This is a genomic window from Dechloromonas sp. TW-R-39-2, from assembly GCF_016864195.1.
In the GTDB taxonomy this organism is placed as follows: Bacteria; Pseudomonadota; Gammaproteobacteria; order Burkholderiales; family Rhodocyclaceae; genus Azonexus.
In genome coordinates this window covers 1,741,041-1,760,930 of sequence record NZ_CP045202.1, presented here as the reverse complement: position 1 = coordinate 1,760,930, position 19,890 = coordinate 1,741,041, and the positions used below count along the sequence as shown (strand labels likewise).

At 58.8% G+C, this 19,890-nt stretch carries 14 protein-coding genes; 5 read left to right on the top strand and 9 right to left on the bottom strand.

The window, feature by feature from the left end:
- Positions 1–140: 140 nt before the first annotated feature.
- The 5 genes from lysS to GBK02_RS08375 all read left to right on the top strand — a co-directional run bounded on the left by lysS (position 141) and on the right by GBK02_RS08375 (position 6,324).
- Complete coding sequence (lysS, locus tag GBK02_RS08395; protein WP_203466236.1) at positions 141–1,646, top strand: lysine--tRNA ligase; 1,506 nt, start codon at positions 141–143, stop codon at positions 1,644–1,646.
- A gap of 110 nt (positions 1,647–1,756) precedes the next feature.
- Positions 1,757–2,557, top strand: coding sequence for a hypothetical protein (locus GBK02_RS08390; RefSeq protein ID WP_203466235.1), 801 nt, complete (start codon positions 1,757–1,759; stop codon positions 2,555–2,557).
- Between the two features lies 1 nt (position 2,558).
- Positions 2,559–3,059, top strand: a complete 501-nt coding sequence (locus tag GBK02_RS08385) for a hypothetical protein (protein WP_203466234.1) — start codon at positions 2,559–2,561, stop codon at positions 3,057–3,059.
- Positions 3,059–4,957: a bifunctional tRNA (5-methylaminomethyl-2-thiouridine)(34)-methyltransferase MnmD/FAD-dependent 5-carboxymethylaminomethyl-2-thiouridine(34) oxidoreductase MnmC gene (gene mnmC, locus GBK02_RS08380; protein WP_203466233.1), complete on the top strand. Its 1,899-nt coding sequence runs from the start codon at positions 3,059–3,061 to the stop codon at positions 4,955–4,957. Before GBK02_RS08385 ends, mnmC begins: the two co-directional genes overlap by 1 nt.
- A gap of 83 nt (positions 4,958–5,040) precedes the next feature.
- The gene (locus tag GBK02_RS08375) at positions 5,041–6,324 is read left to right on the top strand and encodes an O-acetylhomoserine aminocarboxypropyltransferase/cysteine synthase family protein (protein ID WP_203466232.1); all 1,284 of its coding nucleotides are present in this window, start codon (positions 5,041–5,043) and stop codon (positions 6,322–6,324) included.
- Between the two features lie 63 nt (positions 6,325–6,387).
- Here GBK02_RS08375 and GBK02_RS08370 read toward each other — a convergent pair whose 3' ends face one another.
- The 9 genes from GBK02_RS08370 to gltA all read right to left on the bottom strand — a co-directional run bounded on the left by GBK02_RS08370 (position 6,388) and on the right by gltA (position 19,807).
- Positions 6,388–8,115: a bifunctional diguanylate cyclase/phosphodiesterase gene (locus GBK02_RS08370; RefSeq protein ID WP_203466231.1), complete on the bottom strand. Its 1,728-nt coding sequence runs from the start codon at positions 8,113–8,115 to the stop codon at positions 6,388–6,390.
- Positions 8,116–8,216: 101 nt separating this feature from the next.
- Positions 8,217–8,462, bottom strand: coding sequence for a hypothetical protein (locus GBK02_RS08365; RefSeq protein ID WP_203466230.1), 246 nt, complete (start codon positions 8,460–8,462; stop codon positions 8,217–8,219).
- Positions 8,459–9,274, bottom strand: coding sequence for a hypothetical protein (locus GBK02_RS08360; RefSeq protein ID WP_203466229.1), 816 nt, complete (start codon positions 9,272–9,274; stop codon positions 8,459–8,461). Before GBK02_RS08360 ends, GBK02_RS08365 begins: the two co-directional genes overlap by 4 nt.
- 10 nt (positions 9,275–9,284) lie before the next feature.
- On the bottom strand, positions 9,285–10,403 hold the full coding sequence (zapE, locus tag GBK02_RS08355; RefSeq protein WP_203466228.1) for a cell division protein ZapE: 1,119 nt from the start codon (positions 10,401–10,403) through the stop codon (positions 9,285–9,287).
- 85 nt (positions 10,404–10,488) lie between these two features.
- Positions 10,489–12,708, bottom strand: coding sequence for an EAL domain-containing protein (locus GBK02_RS08350; protein ID WP_203466227.1), 2,220 nt, complete (start codon positions 12,706–12,708; stop codon positions 10,489–10,491).
- Between the two features lie 105 nt (positions 12,709–12,813).
- Positions 12,814–14,238 (bottom strand): dihydrolipoyl dehydrogenase, encoded by a 1,425-nt coding sequence (gene lpdA / locus GBK02_RS08345; RefSeq protein WP_203466226.1) that lies wholly within the window; start codon positions 14,236–14,238, stop codon positions 12,814–12,816.
- 76 nt (positions 14,239–14,314) lie between these two features.
- Positions 14,315–15,541 (bottom strand): 2-oxoglutarate dehydrogenase complex dihydrolipoyllysine-residue succinyltransferase, encoded by a 1,227-nt coding sequence (odhB, locus tag GBK02_RS08340; protein ID WP_203466225.1) that lies wholly within the window; start codon positions 15,539–15,541, stop codon positions 14,315–14,317.
- Positions 15,542–15,565: 24 nt separating this feature from the next.
- Positions 15,566–18,403, bottom strand: coding sequence for a 2-oxoglutarate dehydrogenase E1 component (locus GBK02_RS08335; protein WP_203466224.1), 2,838 nt, complete (start codon positions 18,401–18,403; stop codon positions 15,566–15,568).
- Between the two features lie 105 nt (positions 18,404–18,508).
- Positions 18,509–19,807: a citrate synthase gene (gene gltA / locus GBK02_RS08330; protein ID WP_203466223.1), complete on the bottom strand. Its 1,299-nt coding sequence runs from the start codon at positions 19,805–19,807 to the stop codon at positions 18,509–18,511.
- Positions 19,808–19,890 lie beyond the last annotated feature (83 nt).

Genomic DNA, 19,890 nt, shown 5'->3' with positions numbered 1-19,890 from the left:
TATAGCACTCAAACACGCCCCTCCACCGCAATCCTTTTGCATAAATGACGACCAACGCTTGTCGCTTGAAGGCAAAATCGGCGAAAATTCAGGGTTTTACGCGGTCGACCGCAGCAACCCCCATTTTCCAAGGATTCTTCATGTCCAACGCCGAACAGCAAGCCCCGGTCCAGCAAGACGAAAACCAGCTCATCGCCGAGCGTCGCGCCAAGCTGGCCGAATGGCGCAAGACCGGTCAAGCCTTCCCGAACGATTTCCAGCGTGAAAATACCGCTGCCAAATTGCACGAGGGTTACGACGAGAAAACGGCTGAAGAGCTCGAAGGCATGCCGATCGAAGTCCGTGTTGCCGGCCGCATGATGCTCAAGCGCGTCATGGGCAAGGCTTCCTTTGCCACACTGCAGGACGTTTCCGGCCGTATCCAGATTTATGTCGCACGCGACAAGGTCGGTGAGGAAGCCTACGCTGCTTTCAAAGGCTGGGACCTGGGCGACATCCTCGGTGTCGTCGGCACGTTGATGAAGACCAAGACCGGCGAACTGTCGATCCAGGCCGCCGAAATCCGCCTGCTGACCAAGTCGCTGCGCCCGCTGCCGGACAAGTTCCACGGCCTGTCCGACCAGGAACTGAAGTACCGCCAGCGTTATGTCGACCTGATCATGAACGAGGAAACGCGCTTCACCTTCCGCGCCCGTTCAGCCATCGTTTCGTCGATCCGCAACTACATGACCGGCCACGGCTTCATGGAAGTCGAAACGCCGATGATGCATCCGATTCCCGGCGGTGCTGCGGCCAAGCCTTTTGTCACGCATCACAACGCGCTCGACATGCAGCAGTTCCTGCGCATCGCACCGGAACTCTACCTAAAGCGCCTGGTGGTCGGCGGTTTCGAAAAGGTTTTCGAGATCAACCGCAACTTCCGCAACGAAGGTTTGAGCCCGCGCCACAATCCCGAATTCACGATGATGGAATTCTACGAGGCGTATGCCAACTACCACACGCTGATGGACTTCACCGAAGGCCTGCTGCGCCACGCCGCCCGTGAAGCGCTGGGCAAGGAAGTGTTCGTTTATCAGGGCCGCGAACTCGACCTCTCCAAGCCTTTCCATCGCCTGACCATCTGCCAGGCCATCCAGCGCGAACAGCCGTCCTTTACCGATGCTCAACTGGCCGACGCCGAATTCCTCAAGACCAAGATCAATGCCTTCGGCGAGAAGGTCAAGCCGGGCGGCCTCGGCAGCCTGCAACTGCAGTTGTTCGAAGCCTGTGCCGAAGCCCAGTGCTGGGAACCGACCTTCATCATCGACTACCCGGTCGAAGTCAGCCCGCTGGCCCGTGCCTCCGACAGCAACCCGGAAATCACCGAGCGTTTCGAACTGTTCATCGTCGGCCGCGAAATCGCCAACGGCTTCTCCGAGCTGAACGATGCCGAAGATCAGGCCGCCCGCTTCCAGGAGCAGATGAAGGCCAAGGATGCCGGCGATGAAGAAGCGATGTACTACGACGCCGACTTCATCCGCGCCCTCGAATATGGCCTGCCGCCGACCGGCGGCTGCGGCATCGGCATCGATCGCCTGATCATGCTGCTGACCGACAGCCCGGCGATTCGTGACGTGATCCTGTTCCCCTCGATGCGTCCGGAATGATACGTGGCTGCGCTTGGCGATACGGCGTTACAAACGACCTTGCATAGCGCAGCTATGCTGCGGTCGCTTGCGCCTTGTCTCGCCTGCGCTCGCTCACGTATCGGGCTTCTATGAACGAAAACCCTCAAGCCCTCGAAGCCGCCGCCCGGACGGCTTTGACAACCCATCACAGCCGCGCCCTCGTTTTCGAGTTTGAGGGGCAGCGTTATGTGGTCAAAAAACTGGCCGAGAAGCCGCGCAAGCTGGCGCAGACACTGTTCATGCGCTGGCTGGTCAAGCGGTTGACCGGCCAGCCGCTGCCGATGCGCACACTGGCGCTGTCGCAAGCGGCCAACGGCATGGACTTCGAGGCGCGCCGTCTGCAATCGCTGGCGGCAGCAGGCGTTCGCGTACCACGCGTGGCCTTGGTCACGCCTGAATTTTTCGTCCTTGAATTTTGCGGCACGGTTGTCGCGACGCTGCTCGAAAAATGGACTGCCGACGCCTGGCGTGGCGAATTGTCCCGTCTGGCCACCGAACTTGGCGAATTTCACAAAGCCGGCCAATGGCACGGTGGTGCCCAGATCAAGAACATCACGCAGCAGGACGGCCTGAGCTACCGCATCGACTTTGAAGAGAATTTTGGCGAATTCCTGCCGTTGACCGTGGCACAGGCTGCCGACCTCGTTCTTTTCCTCAACTCGATCTCGCTGGCCGGCCCGGTGGATGAAGCCGAATCCCGTCGCCTGCTGCCCGAATTGCTTGGCCGTTATTTCACGGCCAATCCCGACCCGGAAATCAAGCAAGTCATCCACCGGGCACTGCCACTGCTCGGCACCTTGTCGGGCATCGCCGGCTGCTTCCAGCGCTGGTCGAAAAAGGGCATTCGCCGGGTACTGATTCTGGTCGACGTACTGCGTGGGATCGACTGAAATGCCGACATTACAATTGCAGGTCACCAACAACAGTGTGCAGGATCGACTCCTCCTCCGCGTTTCAACGCAGGACAGCGAGGAGTATCGCATCTACTTCACGCGGCGCTATCTGCGCGAACTATGGCCGCACTTGACCGCCATGCTGGCCGGGCATCTGGCCAACACAGCCGCGCCCGTCACCTCGGTCGACACCAGCGAGCCAGGCGAACAGATGAGTTTCGAGCAACCTTTTCGCGAAGACAACGTGAACTATCCGCTGGGCAAGGAGCCGCTGCTCGCCAGCGAAGCCTTCCTGCGCGAAAACGGTGAAGGCGCTGCCCTGCTGACCATGGCCGAAGGCCGCGAACGCAGCTTCAAGCTCAAGCTGACCGCCGGCATCCTGCAAGTACTGTGTTCGATGCTGCGAGCCGCCAGTGAGAAGGCCGACTGGAATCTGGCACTCGATTACCACACCGCCGTCTCGCAAAGCACCCATCCCGGCAAATCCCTGCTGCATTAGTGACTCCGCTCCAACCTGCCCGTTTCGAACTGTCGTCTTACGACACGCCTTATTCGGCGGCCTACGACGATGTTTATCACTCGGCACTCGGCGGCCCGGCACAAGCCCGGCAGATTTTCATCGCCGGCAACCAACTGCCGCAGCGCTGGCAAGGGCGCGACCGCTTTGTCATCCTGGAAACCGGCTTCGGCACTGGCCTGAATTTCCTCGCCACCTGGCACGCCTGGCGCGACGATCCGCAACGTTGCCGTCGTCTACATTTCGTTTCTTTCGAAAAGCATCCCTTCCGGCTCGATGATCTTGCGACCATCCACCACTCGTGGCGCGAGTTTTCCGATCTGGCCGATGAATTGCGCCGTCACTGGCCAGCGCTGGTACCCGGTACGCACCGCATTCATCTGGATGGCGGCCAGGTTACGCTGACCCTGATTTTCGGCGATGCCACACAGCAGATTCGCGCGGTCGACGCCTCGGTCGATGCCTTTTTCCTCGACGGTTTTTCGCCCCCCAAAAACCCCGAGATGTGGTCGCCGGAATTCTGCAAAGGCTTGTCACGTCTCGCTGCTCCGGGTGCCACACTGGCCACCTGGAGCGTTGCCGGCCATGTCCGCCAAGCCTTGAGCGACGCCGAATTCGAAGTCCGCAAGCAAGCTGGTTTTACCGGCAAGCGCCAAATGCTGGTCGGCCACCTGCGCTCACGCCGCCCCGACCGCTATCCATGCCCGACCGACCGTCGAGCCATTGTCATTGGCGCCGGCATCGCCGGCAGCACCACGGCACATCGGCTGGCGGCAGCCGGCTGGCAGGTGACGGTGCTGGAAAGCCGGGCCAACGCCGGTGATGGTGCATCGGGCAATATTGCCGGCATGCTGCGCCCACTGCCCAGCGCCGACGACAACCGGCTCTCCCGCCTGACCCGCGCCGGCTATCTGGCGATACGCGCCCTGCTCGCCCAACTGCCCGAAGCGCGTTGGTCGCCTTGCGGCGTGCTGCATCTCGGACGCGAAGCCGAACACGAAGCACTTCAGAAGCGAACCGTCGAAGCGCTCGGTTTCCCGGCCGAAGTCATCCAGTTCATCGAGCGCGAAGCGGCCAGCCAGAAACTCGGTTGGCCGGTCGATACCGGCGGCTGGTTGTTTCCGGGTGGCGGCTGGGTCCAGCCACCGTCACTCTGCGCCGCCGCGCTGGCCGCGTTCCCGGAGCGCATCACACTGCGCTGCAATGCTGCGGTCGACCGCCTGAACAGGACAGAATCGGTTTGGCAGGCACTCGCCGAGGATGGCGAAACCCTTGCCGAGGCACCACTTGTAGTCATGGCCAGCGGCATCGCTGCCCCGCGCTTCAGCCAGTTTTCGTGGCTGCCGCAGGTTTCGGCGCGTGGTCAGGTCAGCCATCTACCAGCCGGCACGACGCCCGGCCTCGATGTTGTGTTGACCAAGCTCGGCTACGCCATGCCCGAAGTTGATGGCGTTCAACTGGCCGGCGCAACACTCTCCTACGACGATGAATTCAAAGACGAACGGCCGACCGATCACCAGGAAAACCTGGCTCGCCTCAACCTGATGCTGCCCGGCTTTGCTGCCGGCATCGATCCGGCAACGCTGCATGGCCGCGTCGGTTTCCGCCCGATGTCGCCGGACCGCATGCCCATCGTCGGCCCAGTACCGCTGCCGGTGGCTGCTGGCAGCAATACCCGCCTGCACAACCTGCCGCGCCATCCCGGCCTGTGGTGCGTCCAGGGCTTCGGCGCACGCGGCATCGTGTGGTCAGCCTTGATGGCCGATTTGCTGGTCAGCCAGATCGAAGGTGCGCCGTTGCCGCTGGAGAACGATCTGGTCAATGCCGTCGATCCGGGTCGCTTCCTGATTCGCCCGGCACGCCGCAACACAGCCGAATGACAAACGCCTTGATCGCCAACACGCTGCGGTCGACGCCTGCTAGACTTGCTTTTTTACCGACCTAAAACAAAGAGAGACCACGCATGAAGATCGAAACACTTGCCGTTCATGGCGGCTACTCGCCGGACCCGACCACCAAGGCCGTGGCAGTGCCGATTTACCAGACCACGTCCTACGCTTTCGACAGCACCCAGCACGGTGCCGACCTGTTCGACCTGAAGGTCGCCGGCAACATCTACACCCGGATCATGAACCCGACGCAGGACGTGCTCGAAAAGCGCGTCGCCGCGATGGAAGGTGGCATTGCCGCGCTGGCCATGGCCTCCGGCATGGCGGCAATCACCGCCTCGATCCAGACGATCGCCGAAGCCGGCGACAACATCATTTCGTCGAGCACACTTTACGGCGGCACCTACAACCTGTTCGCCCACACCTTTCCGCAGTACGGCATCGAAGTGCGTTTCGCCGATTTCAACGATCCGGCCGCCTTTGAAAAACTGATCGACAGCAAGACCAAGGCCGTTTTTTGCGAATCGGTCGGCAACCCGCTGGGCAATGTCACCGACTTCGAAAAGCTGGCTGAAATCGCCCATAAGCACGGCGTGCCGGTCATCGTCGACAACACCGTACCGTCGCCCTACCTGTGCCGCCCCTTCGAGCACGGTGCCGACATCGTCGTGCACGCGCTGACCAAGTACCTCGGCGGCCACGGCAACAGCCTCGGTGGCATCATCGTCGATAGCGGCAAGTTCCCGTGGGCCGAGCACAAGACAAAGTTCAAGCGCCTCAACGAGCCGGACGTTTCCTATCACGGGGTGGTCTATACCGAAGCCCTCGGCGCCGCAGCCTACATCGGCCGCGCCCGCGTCGTGCCGCTGCGCAACATGGGCGCTGCCATCGCCCCGTTCAATGCTTTCCTGATCCTGCAAGGCATCGAAACCCTGGCACTGCGCATGGACCGGATCTGCGAAAATTCGCTGAAAATCGCCAATTTCCTGAAGAGCCACCCGAAGGTCAGCTGGGTCAACTATGCCGGCCTGCCCGACCACAAGGACCATGCGCTGGTCCAGAAGTACATGGGCGGTCGCGCTTCCGGCATTCTCAACTTCGGCGTCAAGGGCACCAACTGCAGTGGTATCGAAGGTGGCGGCAAGTTCCAGGATGCGCTGAAACTGGTCACCCGCCTGGTCAATATCGGTGATTGCAAGACGCTGGCCTGCCATCCGGCATCGACCACTCACCGCCAGCTCTCGCCGGCTGAAATGGCCAAGGCCGGTGTCTCTGAAGACATGATCCGTTTGTCTGTCGGCATCGAGCATATCGACGACTTGATCGCCGATCTGGATCAGGCGCTGAACGCCGCCTGATTACACCTTGTCCCGATCAAAAACCCGGCCTTGCGCCGGGTTTTTTCTGGCCGTAAAAACGGCTTATGCCTGCATTCCTTCGATCCGTGCATTCCACTCACGGATGAAGGGAAGCAGTTGATCGGCCGGCAGTGGCTTGCTGTACAAGAAGCCCTGAAACAGGTCGCAACCGAGATTTTGCAGGTAATCGCGCTGGGCGGTGGTTTCTACGCCTTCGGCGACCAGATCAAGCCCCAGGCTGTGGGCCAGGACGATGGTCGCAGAACAGATCGCGGCATCCTCCCGGCTGGTATCGATGTCCTTGACGAACGTCCGGTCCAGCTTGAGGCGATGAATCGGCAAATGCTTGAGATAAGAGAGCGACGAATATCCTGTCCCGAAGTCGTCGACCGCAAGAACGATGCCCATGTCCTTGAGTTGTTCGAGAATCGCAATCGTTGCCGCCGGATTCTGCATCGCCGTGCTTTCGGTAATTTCGAGCTCCAGCTCTTCCGGCAGAAGGTCGTAGCAAGCCAGCGCCCCACGCACGACGACCGGCAGATTGTCGTGGCGAAGTTGCTGTGTCGACAGGTTGACCGCGACACGCATGTTGGTCACGCCAGCTTCCTTGAATTCCTTGAGACGGCGGCAGGCCTCCCAGAAAACCCAGTCGCCGAGCGGTTGGATCAGACCGGTTTCTTCGGCGATCTGGATGAAGCGTGTCGGCGGAATGGGGCCTAATTCGGGGTGCGACCAACGGGCCAGCGCCTCCAGGCCGGTAATCTTTCCGCTGGAAATATGTATTTGCGGTTGGAAATAAAGCTCGAATTGCGAATCCTGATTGCTGTTGATGCCTTCCAGTGCGCTGCGCAGGGCATTTTCCAGCTTGAGCCGCTCATGTGCAGCAGCGTTCATGCTGGCGGCGAAGAACTTGAAATTGTTCCGCCCCTGCGCCTTGGCGTGATACATCGCCGAATCGGCGTTCTTGATCAGCACATCCGGATCGCTGCCATCGATCGGATAAAGACTGACGCCTATGCTCGGCGTCGCATAGAGCGTGTATTCATCGACCTGATAAGCATCGGCCAGGCTGCGCTGGATCTTGCTGGCAATCGCTCCGACCGACATGGCGCTTTCAATATCCTGCAGCACCACGATGAACTCATCACCACCGAGACGGGCCACCGGGTCATTCGCCCGCACACAATCCTTGAGACGCCGGCCAACCTGGAGCAGCAGATGATCGCCAACATGGTGGCCCAGCGTGTCGTTCACCTGCTTGAAATTATCCAGATCGATCAGCAGTACGCCAACCTGATGCTTCTCCCGCTGCGCGTAGACCAGGGCATTTTGCAGCTGGACTTCAAGGGCGGTGCGATTGAGCAAGCCAGTCAATCCATCGTGGTGAGCCAGATGAAACATCCGGTCGGCGGCCTGCTTGCGCTCGGTAATATCCGAAAAACTGGCAACATAATTTTCAACTTCATGGGCCGCATTGCGAACCACCGAGATGGTCAGATGTTTCGGGTAAGTTGAACCGTCACGCCGCCGATCCCAGACCTCGCCTTGCCAGAAATCGTTTTTTTCAAGGGCCAGCCACATGTCGTAATAGACATCCGGCGAAGTTTGGCCGGAAGCCAGTACTCGCGGATTCTGACCAATCACATCGTGCGGTGCATAGCCGGTCATGCGCGTAAAAGCCCGGTTGACCGCGATGATACTGTTGGCGGCATCGGTGATGAACAATGCCTCATTGGCATACTCGAAGGCTCTGGCCTTCTGAAGCAGCGGGGAATCCGTCACATCACTCATGGGGCACGCCTCTCGGTCAGTACAACGCCACTTCAACTATGTCGATTCATCGCCCGACATCCTTGCGGGTTGCCGGGGCCACGAATCGATTTTCTTCCTGCTCAGCCGTCGACCGCAACATCTTCTTCGGGCAGGGGCGGCTGCGGCCGGCTGATAACGTATAGCACGACAGCGCAAGCGCCGAGAAAACCAACCGTGGCCAATGCACTGGGCACCCAGGTATCAGCCAGGCCACGCTCCCACCACAGCCAGATGAACAAGCCAAAAGCCGGTAAGGCCAAAGCAGCGCAGAACCCCGCCGTAGCCAACGCAACCTGCTGCCCGATATGTCGTTTCAATTCGCTCATTCAACTTCCTCTACCATCAACCAGATTGAGCGATTTTCGCGGACATCACTCGTTGAAAGACTCAGCGTTCCGCTCTGATAACCACTTGCCTGGCGACCTGTGCCGCCCACTTCAATCCATTCGCCGAGTCGTCCGGAAAGCGTGGTCGACAGGCGCTGGGTGTTGATATTACCCCGACCTTGCGCCGCCACACTGTCCGATTGCTGGCTCAGTTCCAGCGTGACGCGCTCGCCATTGAGCCGCGGCACCGCGTAGAAACCACGGCTGACATCCTGATAGACGACACTGTCTGTCACCATCGCCCCGCCCGGCCCGACCACCATCTGACGCATCGGAATGGCGAGGGACTGGCCCACTTGAATGAATGCCGGGCTGCCCTCCACCGTCTGCACCATCTGACCGGCTTTTTCATCGCGCAGACTGCGTGTGTCCCAGACGCGGGCATCGGCCTGGCTGCGCCGCGTACTGCCAAGCACGATCTGGCCGCTGGCTTCGCCCCCCCGCGACTTGCCTTCGCTTTCCCGATTCAGGCTGATCCGGATGATCAAACGCCGCGTCGGTGTATCGATTGCCGCCAGCACACGCTTGATATCCGCCCGGTTGCGCGGCGAAGCACGCAGGAAAAGCTGGTTGTTCATGCCATTCAGCGTTCCGCCCGGCTCCACCAGCGGCAGCAAGGCCGGCAACACCTGGTCGAGCGTTTTATGACGCAGTTCGATGATTTCCACCTGTTGTGCCGCAACCAGTCCGGTCCACAAGGCAAAGACCAGAGGGAGTAGCGCGGTCGACAGCATTTTCAGCATGGATTTCATCGAGCCATCCTCAGGCAGACGTAATGTGCGGCAAAGCCAGGTACTCGCGGGAGTGCATCTCGGTCAGGCGGCTGACTGTCCGGGCGAACTCGCTGGCTTGCGTCCCTTCGGTGTACAGCAATTCAGGCGCACAGTCGGCGGTCGCGATGAGCTTGACCTTGTGATCGTAAAAAACGTCCACCAGCCAGGTAAAGCGCCGGGCTTCGGAAGCCTGGTGCTGGGTCATTTTCGGAATGTGCGAAAGCAGCACGGTGTGGTAACCCCGGGCAATTTCGAGATAGTCATTCTGCGAGCGCGGCCCGCCGCACAATGTCCGAAAATCGAACCAGATGACGCCATGTCCGCGGCGCAGGGTTTCGACCTGGCGGCCGAGAATTTCAACGGTACCGCCTTTCTTGCCCTCTTCACCGGCCACCATGCGGAAATAATCGAGCATCTTGGCTTCTGCGGCCTGATCAGCCGGGTGATGATAAATCTCGACTTGTTCCAGCGCCCGCAAGCGGTAATCAATGCCGGCTTCGACCTCGAAGACATCGAGATGTTTGTTGAGCAAGGCGATGGTCGGCAAGAAGCTTTCACGGTGCAAACCGTTCGGGTAAAGCATGTCCGGCGGATAGTTCGAGGTCATGACGACAATCACGCCATGCCGGAACAAACCTTCCATCAAGCGCCCCAGGATCATCGCATCGGCGATATCGGAAACATGAAACTCGTCGAAGCAAAGCAGACGGGCCTCGCGCGATATTTGCTCGGCCACCTTGACGACGGGATCAACCTCGCCCTTGTATTGTTCCAGGTCGCGATGAATCTGCTGCATAAAGGCATGGAAGTGAATCCGCTTCTTGCGGCGATATGGCACGGATTCATAAAAGCAATCCATCAGGAAACTCTTGCCGCGCCCGACGCCGCCCCAGAAATAGACCCCTTTGGGTGGCTTTGGGGGGGACAGCAAACGCTTGAACGTACTGCTGCGGTCGACCTTGAAAGAAAGCAGATTTCCGTAAAGATTCTGCAAGGCAGTTGCAGCAGCCATCTGGGCAGCGTCTGCAACATAACCCCGCATGTCGAGCAAGGCTTCGTAGGCATCGATCATGCCCTGAGCCGAAACATTTAATTTTTTATGCGGCATGAAATCAATTTTTCTCTGTCAGCGCCCCGCCAGCGGCGGGTCGAAGCTTCGATTATCTTACGAACAGCGTTAAACACGGAAACCTTCAACGTGACTGCTGGCTCAACCAGTCAAGCAATTCATCCTCTGGCATGCCCTTGGCGTAATACCAGCCTTGGGCTTCGTCGCAACCGAGATCAATCAGCGTGTTCAATTGCTCGACCTGCTCAACCCCTTCGGCCAGCACGCGCATGCCAAGGCGCTTGCCCAATTGAATGACCATTTCGGCAATTCGCGCACCGGACTCTGAAGCATCGAGAGAAGAAATGAAGCTGCGGTCGATTTTGAGACAGTCGGCCGGCAGGCGATCCAGGTAACTGAGCGACGAGAAGCCCGTACCGAAATCATCGATCGCCACCGAAACTCCCATATCCTTGATCGCCTGCAAGCGCTCCTGCACTTGCCCCCAGCCGTACATCGCAACCGACTCGGTAATTTCGAGTTCCAGCGCCGATGGCTCGATACCCGACTCGGCAATCGCCTCTTCGAGCATGCCCAGGAAGCCCGGGTGACGAAACTGGATGGCCGAAACATTAACGGCCATGCGCAGCCTGAATCCCTGGGCAAGAAACTTTTGCTGTGCCTGCAAGGCGGTACGCAAGACCCAGGCGCCAACACCGATAATCAGACCAGAATGCTCTGCCACCGGAATGAACTGATCCGGGGGGACAAACTGCCCTTCATCATTACGCCAGCGCAACAAGGCTTCGACGCCGATGATTTTGCCCTCCGGTAAACCGAGTTGGGGCTGGTAAACAACGAAAAGACGGCGGCTATCAAAAGCCTGCCGCAAATTTTGCAGCAGGCGGACGCGCTCGCGTGTCTGGATTGCCACTTCGGCCGTGTAATAGGCCTCGTTGCCCGGTCCATCGACCTTGGCTCGCTTGAGCGCGATGGCGGCATTGCGCAAGAGATCGGCACCACTGACGCCGGCGTCGGCAACATGTACGAAGCCCAGCGAGAAGGAAATCGATTGCGGCCCAAGCTCACTATCGAAAGTATCGGCGAGAATTTCACGCAGCAACGGTGGATTAACGACGTCTTGACCGCCGCACAGGCTGAAGACATCGCCCCCCACCCGGGCCAAATAGACATCCGGCGGCATTGCCGCACGCAAGCGTCGGCCGATCGCCTGCAACTGCAAGTCGCCGAAACGGTAGCCGAAGGCATCGATCGTTTCAGAAAACTGGTCGATATCGATCAGTGCCAACACGGCGCCCTGCAGCCCACCGGCATCAAGTGCCTCGATTTGTGCGGCACGGTTGGGCAGCGAGGTCAATCCATCGACATAGGCAGTTTGGCGTAAGCGCTCGACCAGATCGACGTTATCGCCGCAAATGGCGATGTTGGCGCAAAACACTTCGAGCAAATGCCGATCCGGCTCATGAATGCTCTGCCCGGACTCGACATAAGCAGCAAAATTCCGCCCTTGCCGCCCGGGGAAATACAAGGCCAGGCCGCGCTCCGTGGCATGGTGGCACTGCTCGCTGAGGCAGGTGTCCAGAATGTCGCAAAGCTCGTGATTTTCAAGTGCAGCAACATGCTGATTGATATATTCCTGATAACGTCCGGCCGCAGCCAGAACCGTGCACTTCTGACCGATCGGGGTTTGACTGTCCGCACCAGGCGCAGCGCAGACGCACATCACGCCCTCGGGAGGAACGCCCAGCAAGGCGGCAATCTGGGTTATGACACCGGCCGCAAAAGCCTGCAAACCCTGCTCGGCAATAAAGCGATTGGCCCCATCGATAATCAGTTCCAGGCCACGCCGGCTGGCATCCAGGCGTTCAATCTGGTCGTAGGAGCGAACTGCCGCCGTTACTGCGGTGAACAGCTTGTTGCGGGTCAATTCCGACTTGGTCTTGTAATCGTTGATGTCGTATGAACTGATCGCCTCAAGCTCCGGCGCATAGCCCGGCTGTCCGGTCCGCAGAATGATCCGCAAATTGAGCAGGCCCAGTTCATTCCGGATACGCCCGATGGCTTTCAGGCCGGCATCTTCGGACTCCATCACCACATCAAGCAAGACCACCGCAACCCGCTCGGTCTGGCGCAGGACGCTGATGGCCTCATTGCTGCTCCGGGCGTGCAAGAACTCAAGGCGGCGGCCGAGAATTTCCACATCGCGCAAAGCGAATTCGGTGGCCTGGTGGACATCTTCATCATCATCAACGATCAGTAGCCGCCAGACCCCCAAGGTACTGCCAGCCGCTTGCACATCTTCATCATCATCGAGGAAAGCAATACTGTCGTCGTTACATTGCATGAATACTCCACAGGGTCTTGAACGGCACGAAAACCGAGTATGCAGATATTGTCATCAAAAAAAAAGAGCCCGGAAAGGGCTCTTGAGGTCTCTACCCAGGCTGGGTCAGAAATGCAGCGGACGCTTGTCGCAAGCCAGGGCTGCTTCGTGCACCGCTTCCGACAGCGTCGGGTGAGCGTGACAGATGCGAGCCAGGTCTTCGGAAGCACCACCGAACTCCATCGCCACGACGGCTTCGGAAATCAGCTCGGATGCATTGGCACCGATGATGTGCACACCGAGAATGCGATCGGTCTGGGCGCAAGCCAGCATCTTGACGAAGCCGGAGGTGTCGCCCATACCCAGCGCACGGCCGTTGGCCATGAACGGGATTTTGCCGACCTTGTAGGCCACGCCATCAGCCTTGAGCTGCTGCTCGGTCTTGCCGACCCAGGCAATTTCCGGCGAGGTGTAGATGACCCAGGGAATGGTATCGAAGTTGCAGTGACCGGCCTGGCCAGCCATCAATTCGGCAACCATCACGGCTTCTTCCATCGCCTTGTGGGCCAGCATCGGACCACGGACCACGTCGCCGACAGCCCAGACGCCCGGCAAGTTGGTCTTGCAGTGGCCGTCGACTTCGACAAAACCACGGGCATCCAGCTTCAGGCCAACCGCATCGGCGTTCAGGCCATCGGTGTTCGGGGTACGACCGATGGAAACGATCAGACGATCGGCATCGAGCTTCTCGGCTTTGCCATCCTTGCTTTCGTAAGCGATGGAAACGCCCTTCTTGGTGACCTTGATGTCGCCGATCTTGACACCGGTCTGGATGTTCAGACCCTGCTTGGCGAACAGCTTGGCGGCTTCCTTGGCAACATCCTGATCGGCTGCGGCGAGGAAGTCCGGCATGGCTTCGAGGATGGTGACTTCAGCACCAACACGACGCCAGACCGAGCCCATTTCCAGACCGATCACGCCGGCACCGATAATGGCCAGCTTTTTCGGCACGGATTCCTGGTTCAGGGCACCTTCGTTATCCATGACGATTTTCTGGTCGACCGGGACATTCGGCAAGTGACGGGCCTTGGAGCCGGTTGCGACGATGACTTGCTTGGCCAGCACTTCTTCAGCACCAACCTTGACCTTCCAGAACTCGCCTTCCTTGGCGACGAAAGAACCGTGGCCAGCCAGCATGGTGACCTTGTTCTTCTTGAACAGGCCCTTGATACCGGCAGTCAACTGGGTGACGACCGTATCCTTGCGGCCCTTCATGACCGGTACATCGATGCTCGGGGCGGAAACCTTGATACCTTGGGCAGCAAAGCTGTGGCCGGCTTCTTCGAACAGGTGCGAGGTGTGGAGCAGCGCCTTGGACGGAATACAGCCCACATTCAGGCAAGTGCCGCCGAGGCGCGGCTCACCCTTCGGGTCGGCATAAGGGTTGGATTCGCAGCATGCAGCGGAGAAGCCGAGCTGGGAGGCGCGAATCGCAGCCACGTAACCGCCAGGACCACCACCGATAACGAGCACGTCAAATTGCTTGGACATGTGACAACCTTTCAGAATTCAGATGTGCAAAAGCGCCAGCCCCCGTTATTGGGGAACTGGCGCCGGCAAACGTCAATTAGACGCCGAGGAGCAGACGGGAAGGATCTTCCAGAGCTTCCTTCATGGTCACCAGACCAAGAACGGCTTCGCGGCCGTCGATGATGCGGTGGTCGTAGGACATGGCCAGATAGTTCATCGGGCGCACGACCACTTGACCGTTTTCAACCATGGCGCGGTCCTTGGTGGCGTGAATGCCGAGGATCGCGGATTGCGGCGGATTGATGATCGGGGTGGACATCATCGAACCGAAGATGCCGCCATTCGAGATCGAGAAGGTACCGCCGGTCAGGTCTTCGATGGACAGCTTGCCATCCTTGGCCTTGGCGCCGAATTCGGCAATCTTCTTTTCGATTTCGGCGATGCTCATCTGATCAGCATTGCGGATGATCGGCACAACCAGGCCACGCGGCGAACCGACGGCAATACCGATGTCGATGTAACCGTGATAGACAATGTCGTTGCCATCAACCGATGCGTTGAGGACCGGGAACTTCTGCAGGGCAGCACAAGCGGCCTTGACGAAGAAGCCCATGAAGCCGAGGCGGACACCGTGCGCCTTTTCGAACTTCTCGCCGTACTGCTTGCGCAGCGCCATCATCGGACCCATGTTCACTTCGTTGAACGTGGTCAGAATGGCGTTGGTTTGCTGGGATTGCAGCAGACGCTCGGCGATACGGGCACGCAGACGGGACATCGGCACGCGCTGTTCGGTACGGTCGCCCAGGGCAACAGCAACCGGCGGCGTCGGCATGGCAGCCTTGGCGGCAGCCGGTGCAGCAACCGGACCAGCCTTCGGCGCGGCAGCAACGGCATCTTCCTTGGTGACGCGGCCACCACGACCGGAGCCGGCAACATCAGCAGCAGCAACACCCTTTTCGTCAAGGATCTTGCGCGCCGACGGGCTGGCCGTACCTGCCGGAGCAGCAGCGGCGGCAACCGGTGCCGGAGCAGCGGCAGCAGCCTTCGGTGCTTCGGCTGCCGGAGCAGCAGCGCCAGCCTTGGCTTCGGTGTCGATACGGGCGATCAGTTCGCCGGAGACAACGGTTTCACCGTCGCCCTTGACGATCTCGACCAGCACGCCGGCAGCCGGGGATGGCACTTCCAGAACGACCTTGTCGGTTTCGATATCAATCAGGATTTCGTCGCGAGCAACGGCTTCGCCGATTTTCTTTTTCCAGGATGCGAGGGTGCCTTCGGCAACGGACTCGGAAAGCTGGGGAACTTGGACTTCAATAATGCTCATGGTGACTCCACTCTGCTCTAGTTATTAGTACTCGATCTTGCCCAGTGCGGACTCGATCAGTGCTTTTTGTTGCTCGTTGTGCTTGGCCAGATAGCCCACTGCAGGCGAGGACGATGCCGGACGCGAGACCAGCAGCATCTTCTGCTTGCCACTGATCTGGGTATCCAGATGGTGGCGCGAAGCAATCCAGTACCAGGCGCCCTGGTTACGCGGCTCTTCCTGGCACCAGACGATTTCGGTCGCCTTCGGGTACTTGGCCAGTTCCTTCTCGAGATGATCCTTCGGGAAGGGGTAGAGCTGCTCAACGCGGACGATGGCAATGTTGGCGATTTTCTTCTCGCGACGGGCGGCCAGCAGGTCGTAGTAGACCTTGCCGGAACACAGGACAACACGGGTAACTTTTTTGGCATCGAGGTCGTCGATTTCACCAATGACCTGCTTGAATTCGCCATTGGCCAGTTCGTCGAGCGAACAGGCTGCATCCTTGTGGCGAAGCAGGGACTTCGGTGTCATGACGATCAACGGCTTGCGCTGCATGCGAACGGCCTGACGGCGCAGCATGTGGAAAACCTGGGATGCGTTGGACGGTACGCAAACTTCCATGTTCATTTCGGCACAAGCCTGCATGTAGCGTTCGAGGCGGGCGGAAGAGTGCTCCGGACCCTGACCTTCGTAACCATGCGGCAGCAGCATGACCAGACCACAGGCGCGACCCCACTTGGCTTCGCCGGAAGCGATGAACTGGTCGATCACGACCTGGGCACCGTTGGCGAAGTCGCCGAACTGACCTTCCCAGACCACGAGTTCGTACGGGTTGGCCGTAGCGTAGCCGTAGTCGAAGGCGAGAACCGCTTCTTCGGACAGCACAGAGTCGTAGCACTGGAAGCCGGCCTGCTTTTCCTGCAGGTTTTTCAGCGGATGGAAAGTGCCGACATCCCAGTTTTCACGATTCTGGTCGTGGAAAGCTGCATGGCGGTGGAAGAAGGTACCGCGACCGACGTCTTCACCGGAAATGCGAACGCCGTAGCCGGAAACCAGCAGCGATGCATAGGCCAGATTTTCAGCCATGCCCCAGTCGACTGGCAGCTTGCCATCACCCATTGCCGCACGATCTTCAACGATCTTCTTGACACGGGAATGCAGCGTGAAACCTTCCGGCAGCGTGGTCAGACGCTCGGCCAGACGCTTCAATTCCTTGGCCGGAACCTTGGTATCGCAATTTTCGATATAGGTCTTGGTCAGGAACGGCGTCCAGTCAATCATGTTCGGGTGCTTGTAGCCAGCCAGAACCGGGTTGTACAGCAGTTCGCCCTTATCAAGATGTTCGCGATATTCCTTGATCATCTGATCCGGACCATCGGCCGGCAGAACACCTTCGGCGATCAGCTTGTCGCCGTAAACCTTGCGGGTACCCGGGTGCTGTGCAATTTTCTTGTACATCAACGGCTGGGTGACCATCGGCTCGTCCTGCTCGTTGTGGCCGAGCTTGCGGAAGCAGACGATGTCGATCACGACATCCTTCTTGAACTGCTGACGGAATTCGACCGCAATCTGGGTAACCAGCGCAACGGCTTCCGGATCGTCACCATTGACGTGGAAGATCGGTGCATCGGCCATCTTGAAGATGTCGGTACAGTAGTGGCCGGAACGATAGTCGCGCGGGTCGCTGGTCGTGAAGCCGATCTGGTTGTTCACAACGATATGCAGCGTGCCGCCCGTGCCGTAGCCGCGGGTTTGCGCGAAGTTGATCATTTCCTGGTTCACACCCTGGCCGGCAACAGCGGAGTCGCCGTGGATGATAACCGGGAGAACCTTGGACTTGCTGCCTTCGCCACGACGAACCTGACGTGCATAGACCGAACCTTCAACCACCGGGTTGACGATTTCGAGGTGCGACGGGTTGAAAGCCAGCGTCAGGTGGCAAGGACCTTGCGGCGTCGACACGTCGGACGAGAAGCCCATGTGGTACTTAACGTCGCCGGCCGAAAGATCGCTCTTTTTCTTGCCTTCAAATTCGGAGAACAGCATGGACGGTGCCTTGCCCAGCGTGTTGACCAGCACGTTCAGACGACCGCGGTGGGCCATGCCGATAACGATTTCATCGATGCCGCAGTTGCCGCCGGAACGAATAGTTTCATCCATCGCCACGATCAACGACTCGCCGCCTTCGAGGGAGAAACGCTTCTGACCGACATACTTGGTATGCAGGTAACGCTCAAGCGTCTCTGCTGCGGTCAACCGCTCCAGCAGACGCTTTTTCTGATCAGCAGAGTAGGAAGGACGCGAGCGGATGGTTTCGAGACGTTCCTGGAGCCAGCGTTTTTCGCTGTACTCGCTCATGTACATGTATTCAACGCCGACAGAACCACAATAGGTCTGTTTCAGCGTTTCCATGATGTCGCCCAGAGAAGCTGTTTCAGGCACGCCCTTCAGTGAGCCGGTGCTGAATTTCTGGTTGAGATCGGAATCGGTAAAGCCATAAAACGAAAGTTCGAGTTCTTCGATCTTCGGCCGGGCCAGGCGCTTGAGCGGGTCAAGATCGGCCCAGCGAGTTCCGATTGAACGGTAGGCCGTAACCAGCTGACCTACTGCAGATTGCTTCTTGTTGTCGCTGGCACTGCTCGTTGCGGCCGGACGGAAACCGCCATCCTTGCCCAGCTCGGCAAAGGCGGCGATGACAGGCGCATGCGCCACATCACGAGCAACAAAGCCTGGCATCTGGGCCAGGCGATCAAAGTAGTCGCGCCATTCATCAGGCACGGCAGTCGGATTATCAAGATAGGTTTCGTACAGCTCTTCAACAAACGGCGCATTGCCGCCGAAGAACATCGTGCTGTCGAACAGGTGATTCATCGTAGTCATAGGCGTCCCCTTGAGGGTATTGTCTTTCTCTGTAGCTGCGGGTTGCGAAGCGTCACGCTCCACGGGTAAAAAAAGGGCGGCCCCACGGCCGCCCAATCTTGATTCTCAGCCGCGTTGGGCAAGCGGCACTACATCGCGCTTGGCAGCGCCAATGTAGAGCTGACGCGGACGACCGATCTTGTATTCCGGATCGGAAATCATTTCTTCCCACTGCGTCATCCAGCCCACGGTGCGAGCCAGGGCGAAGATACAGGTGAACATTTCCGTCGGGATACCAATCGCCTTCTGAACGATACCAGAGTAGAAGTCGACGTTCGGGTAAAGCTTCTTCTCGACGAAGTACGGATCTTCCAGAGCGATGCGCTCAAGTTCCATGGCCAGCTTGAACAGGCGATCATTTTCCAGACCCAGTTCAGCCAGAACTTCATTACACACCTTGCGCATCAGCGTAGCGCGCGGGTCGAAGTTCTTGTAGACGCGGTGACCGAAGCCCATCAGCTTGAAGGAGTCGTTCTTATCCTTGGCACGAGCGATGAACTCGGGAACGCGAGAAACGTCGCCGATTTCTTCCAGCATCTGCAGGCATGCCTCGTTGGCGCCGCCGTGTGCCGGGCCCCACAGACAGGCGATACCAGCAGCGATACAGGCAAACGGATTGGCACCCGAAGAGCCAGCCAGACGAACCGTCGAAGTCGACGCATTTTGTTCGTGGTCGGCATGCAACGTGAAAATGGTGTCAAGGGCACGGACCAGAACCGGATTCGGAACGTACTTTTCGCACGGGTTACCGAACATCATGCGCATGAAGTTGGCGGTATAGCTCAACTCATTGTCCGGATACATGAACGGCGCACCCGTGTTGTATTTATAAGCCATGGCAACGATCGTCGGCAGCTTGGCAACCAGGCGATTGAAGCTGACGTTACGGTGCTCGGCGTCAGAAAAGTCCATTGCATCGTGGTAGAAAGCGGACAGCGCACCGACCACACCAGTCATCACGGCCATCGGGTGAGCATCGCGACGGAAGCCGGAGAAGAACTTGGACAGTTGCTCATGCACCATCGTGTGATTCTTGATCGTGCTTTCGAAATCGCTTTTCTGCTTGGCGTTCGGCAGTTCGCCGTTCTTGAGCAGATACGTCACTTCAAGGAAGTTGCAGTTTTCTGCCAGTTGCTCGATTGGATAGCCACGGTACAGCAACTCGCCCTTGTCACCATCGATAAAGGTGATTCTGGATTTGCAGCTGGCGGTAGAAAGGAAACCGGAGTCGTAGGTAAACAAGCCGGTCTTGGCGCCCAAGGTGCGAATATCGACGCAGTCATTGCCATGCGTCGGGGACATGATCGGGAAATCGACGGGAGCCTGTCCATCGATTGTCAAAGTTGCCTTGCGTTCGGTCGTCATGGTCTCTTCCCTTTACAGGTGTTAGTAGTCACTGCACTGCCAAAAAAAGCGGTAAACGTTCCAAAGATAGAACGTTCACCTTA

What these genes read in the sequence shown, in the direction of transcription:
- lysS (WP_203466236.1), top strand. Translation starts at nt 141, where the DNA reads ATGTCCAACGCCGAACAGCAAGCCCCGGTCCAGCAAGACGAAAACCAG.
- GBK02_RS08390 (WP_203466235.1), top strand. Translation starts at nt 1,757, where the DNA reads ATGAACGAAAACCCTCAAGCCCTCGAAGCCGCCGCCCGGACGGCTTTG.
- GBK02_RS08385 (WP_203466234.1), top strand. Translation starts at nt 2,559, where the DNA reads ATGCCGACATTACAATTGCAGGTCACCAACAACAGTGTGCAGGATCGA.
- GBK02_RS08375 (WP_203466232.1), top strand. Translation starts at nt 5,041, where the DNA reads ATGAAGATCGAAACACTTGCCGTTCATGGCGGCTACTCGCCGGACCCG.
- GBK02_RS08370 (WP_203466231.1), bottom strand. Translation starts at nt 8,115, where the DNA reads ATGAGTGATGTGACGGATTCCCCGCTGCTTCAGAAGGCCAGAGCCTTC.
- GBK02_RS08365 (WP_203466230.1), bottom strand. Translation starts at nt 8,462, where the DNA reads ATGAGCGAATTGAAACGACATATCGGGCAGCAGGTTGCGTTGGCTACG.
- GBK02_RS08360 (WP_203466229.1), bottom strand. Translation starts at nt 9,274, where the DNA reads ATGAAATCCATGCTGAAAATGCTGTCGACCGCGCTACTCCCTCTGGTC.
- zapE (WP_203466228.1), bottom strand. Translation starts at nt 10,403, where the DNA reads ATGCCGCATAAAAAATTAAATGTTTCGGCTCAGGGCATGATCGATGCC.
- GBK02_RS08350 (WP_203466227.1), bottom strand. Translation starts at nt 12,708, where the DNA reads ATGCAATGTAACGACGACAGTATTGCTTTCCTCGATGATGATGAAGAT.
- lpdA (WP_203466226.1), bottom strand. Translation starts at nt 14,238, where the DNA reads ATGTCCAAGCAATTTGACGTGCTCGTTATCGGTGGTGGTCCTGGCGGT.
- odhB (WP_203466225.1), bottom strand. Translation starts at nt 15,541, where the DNA reads ATGAGCATTATTGAAGTCCAAGTTCCCCAGCTTTCCGAGTCCGTTGCC.
- GBK02_RS08335 (WP_203466224.1), bottom strand. Translation starts at nt 18,403, where the DNA reads ATGACTACGATGAATCACCTGTTCGACAGCACGATGTTCTTCGGCGGC.
- gltA (WP_203466223.1), bottom strand. Translation starts at nt 19,807, where the DNA reads ATGACGACCGAACGCAAGGCAACTTTGACAATCGATGGACAGGCTCCC.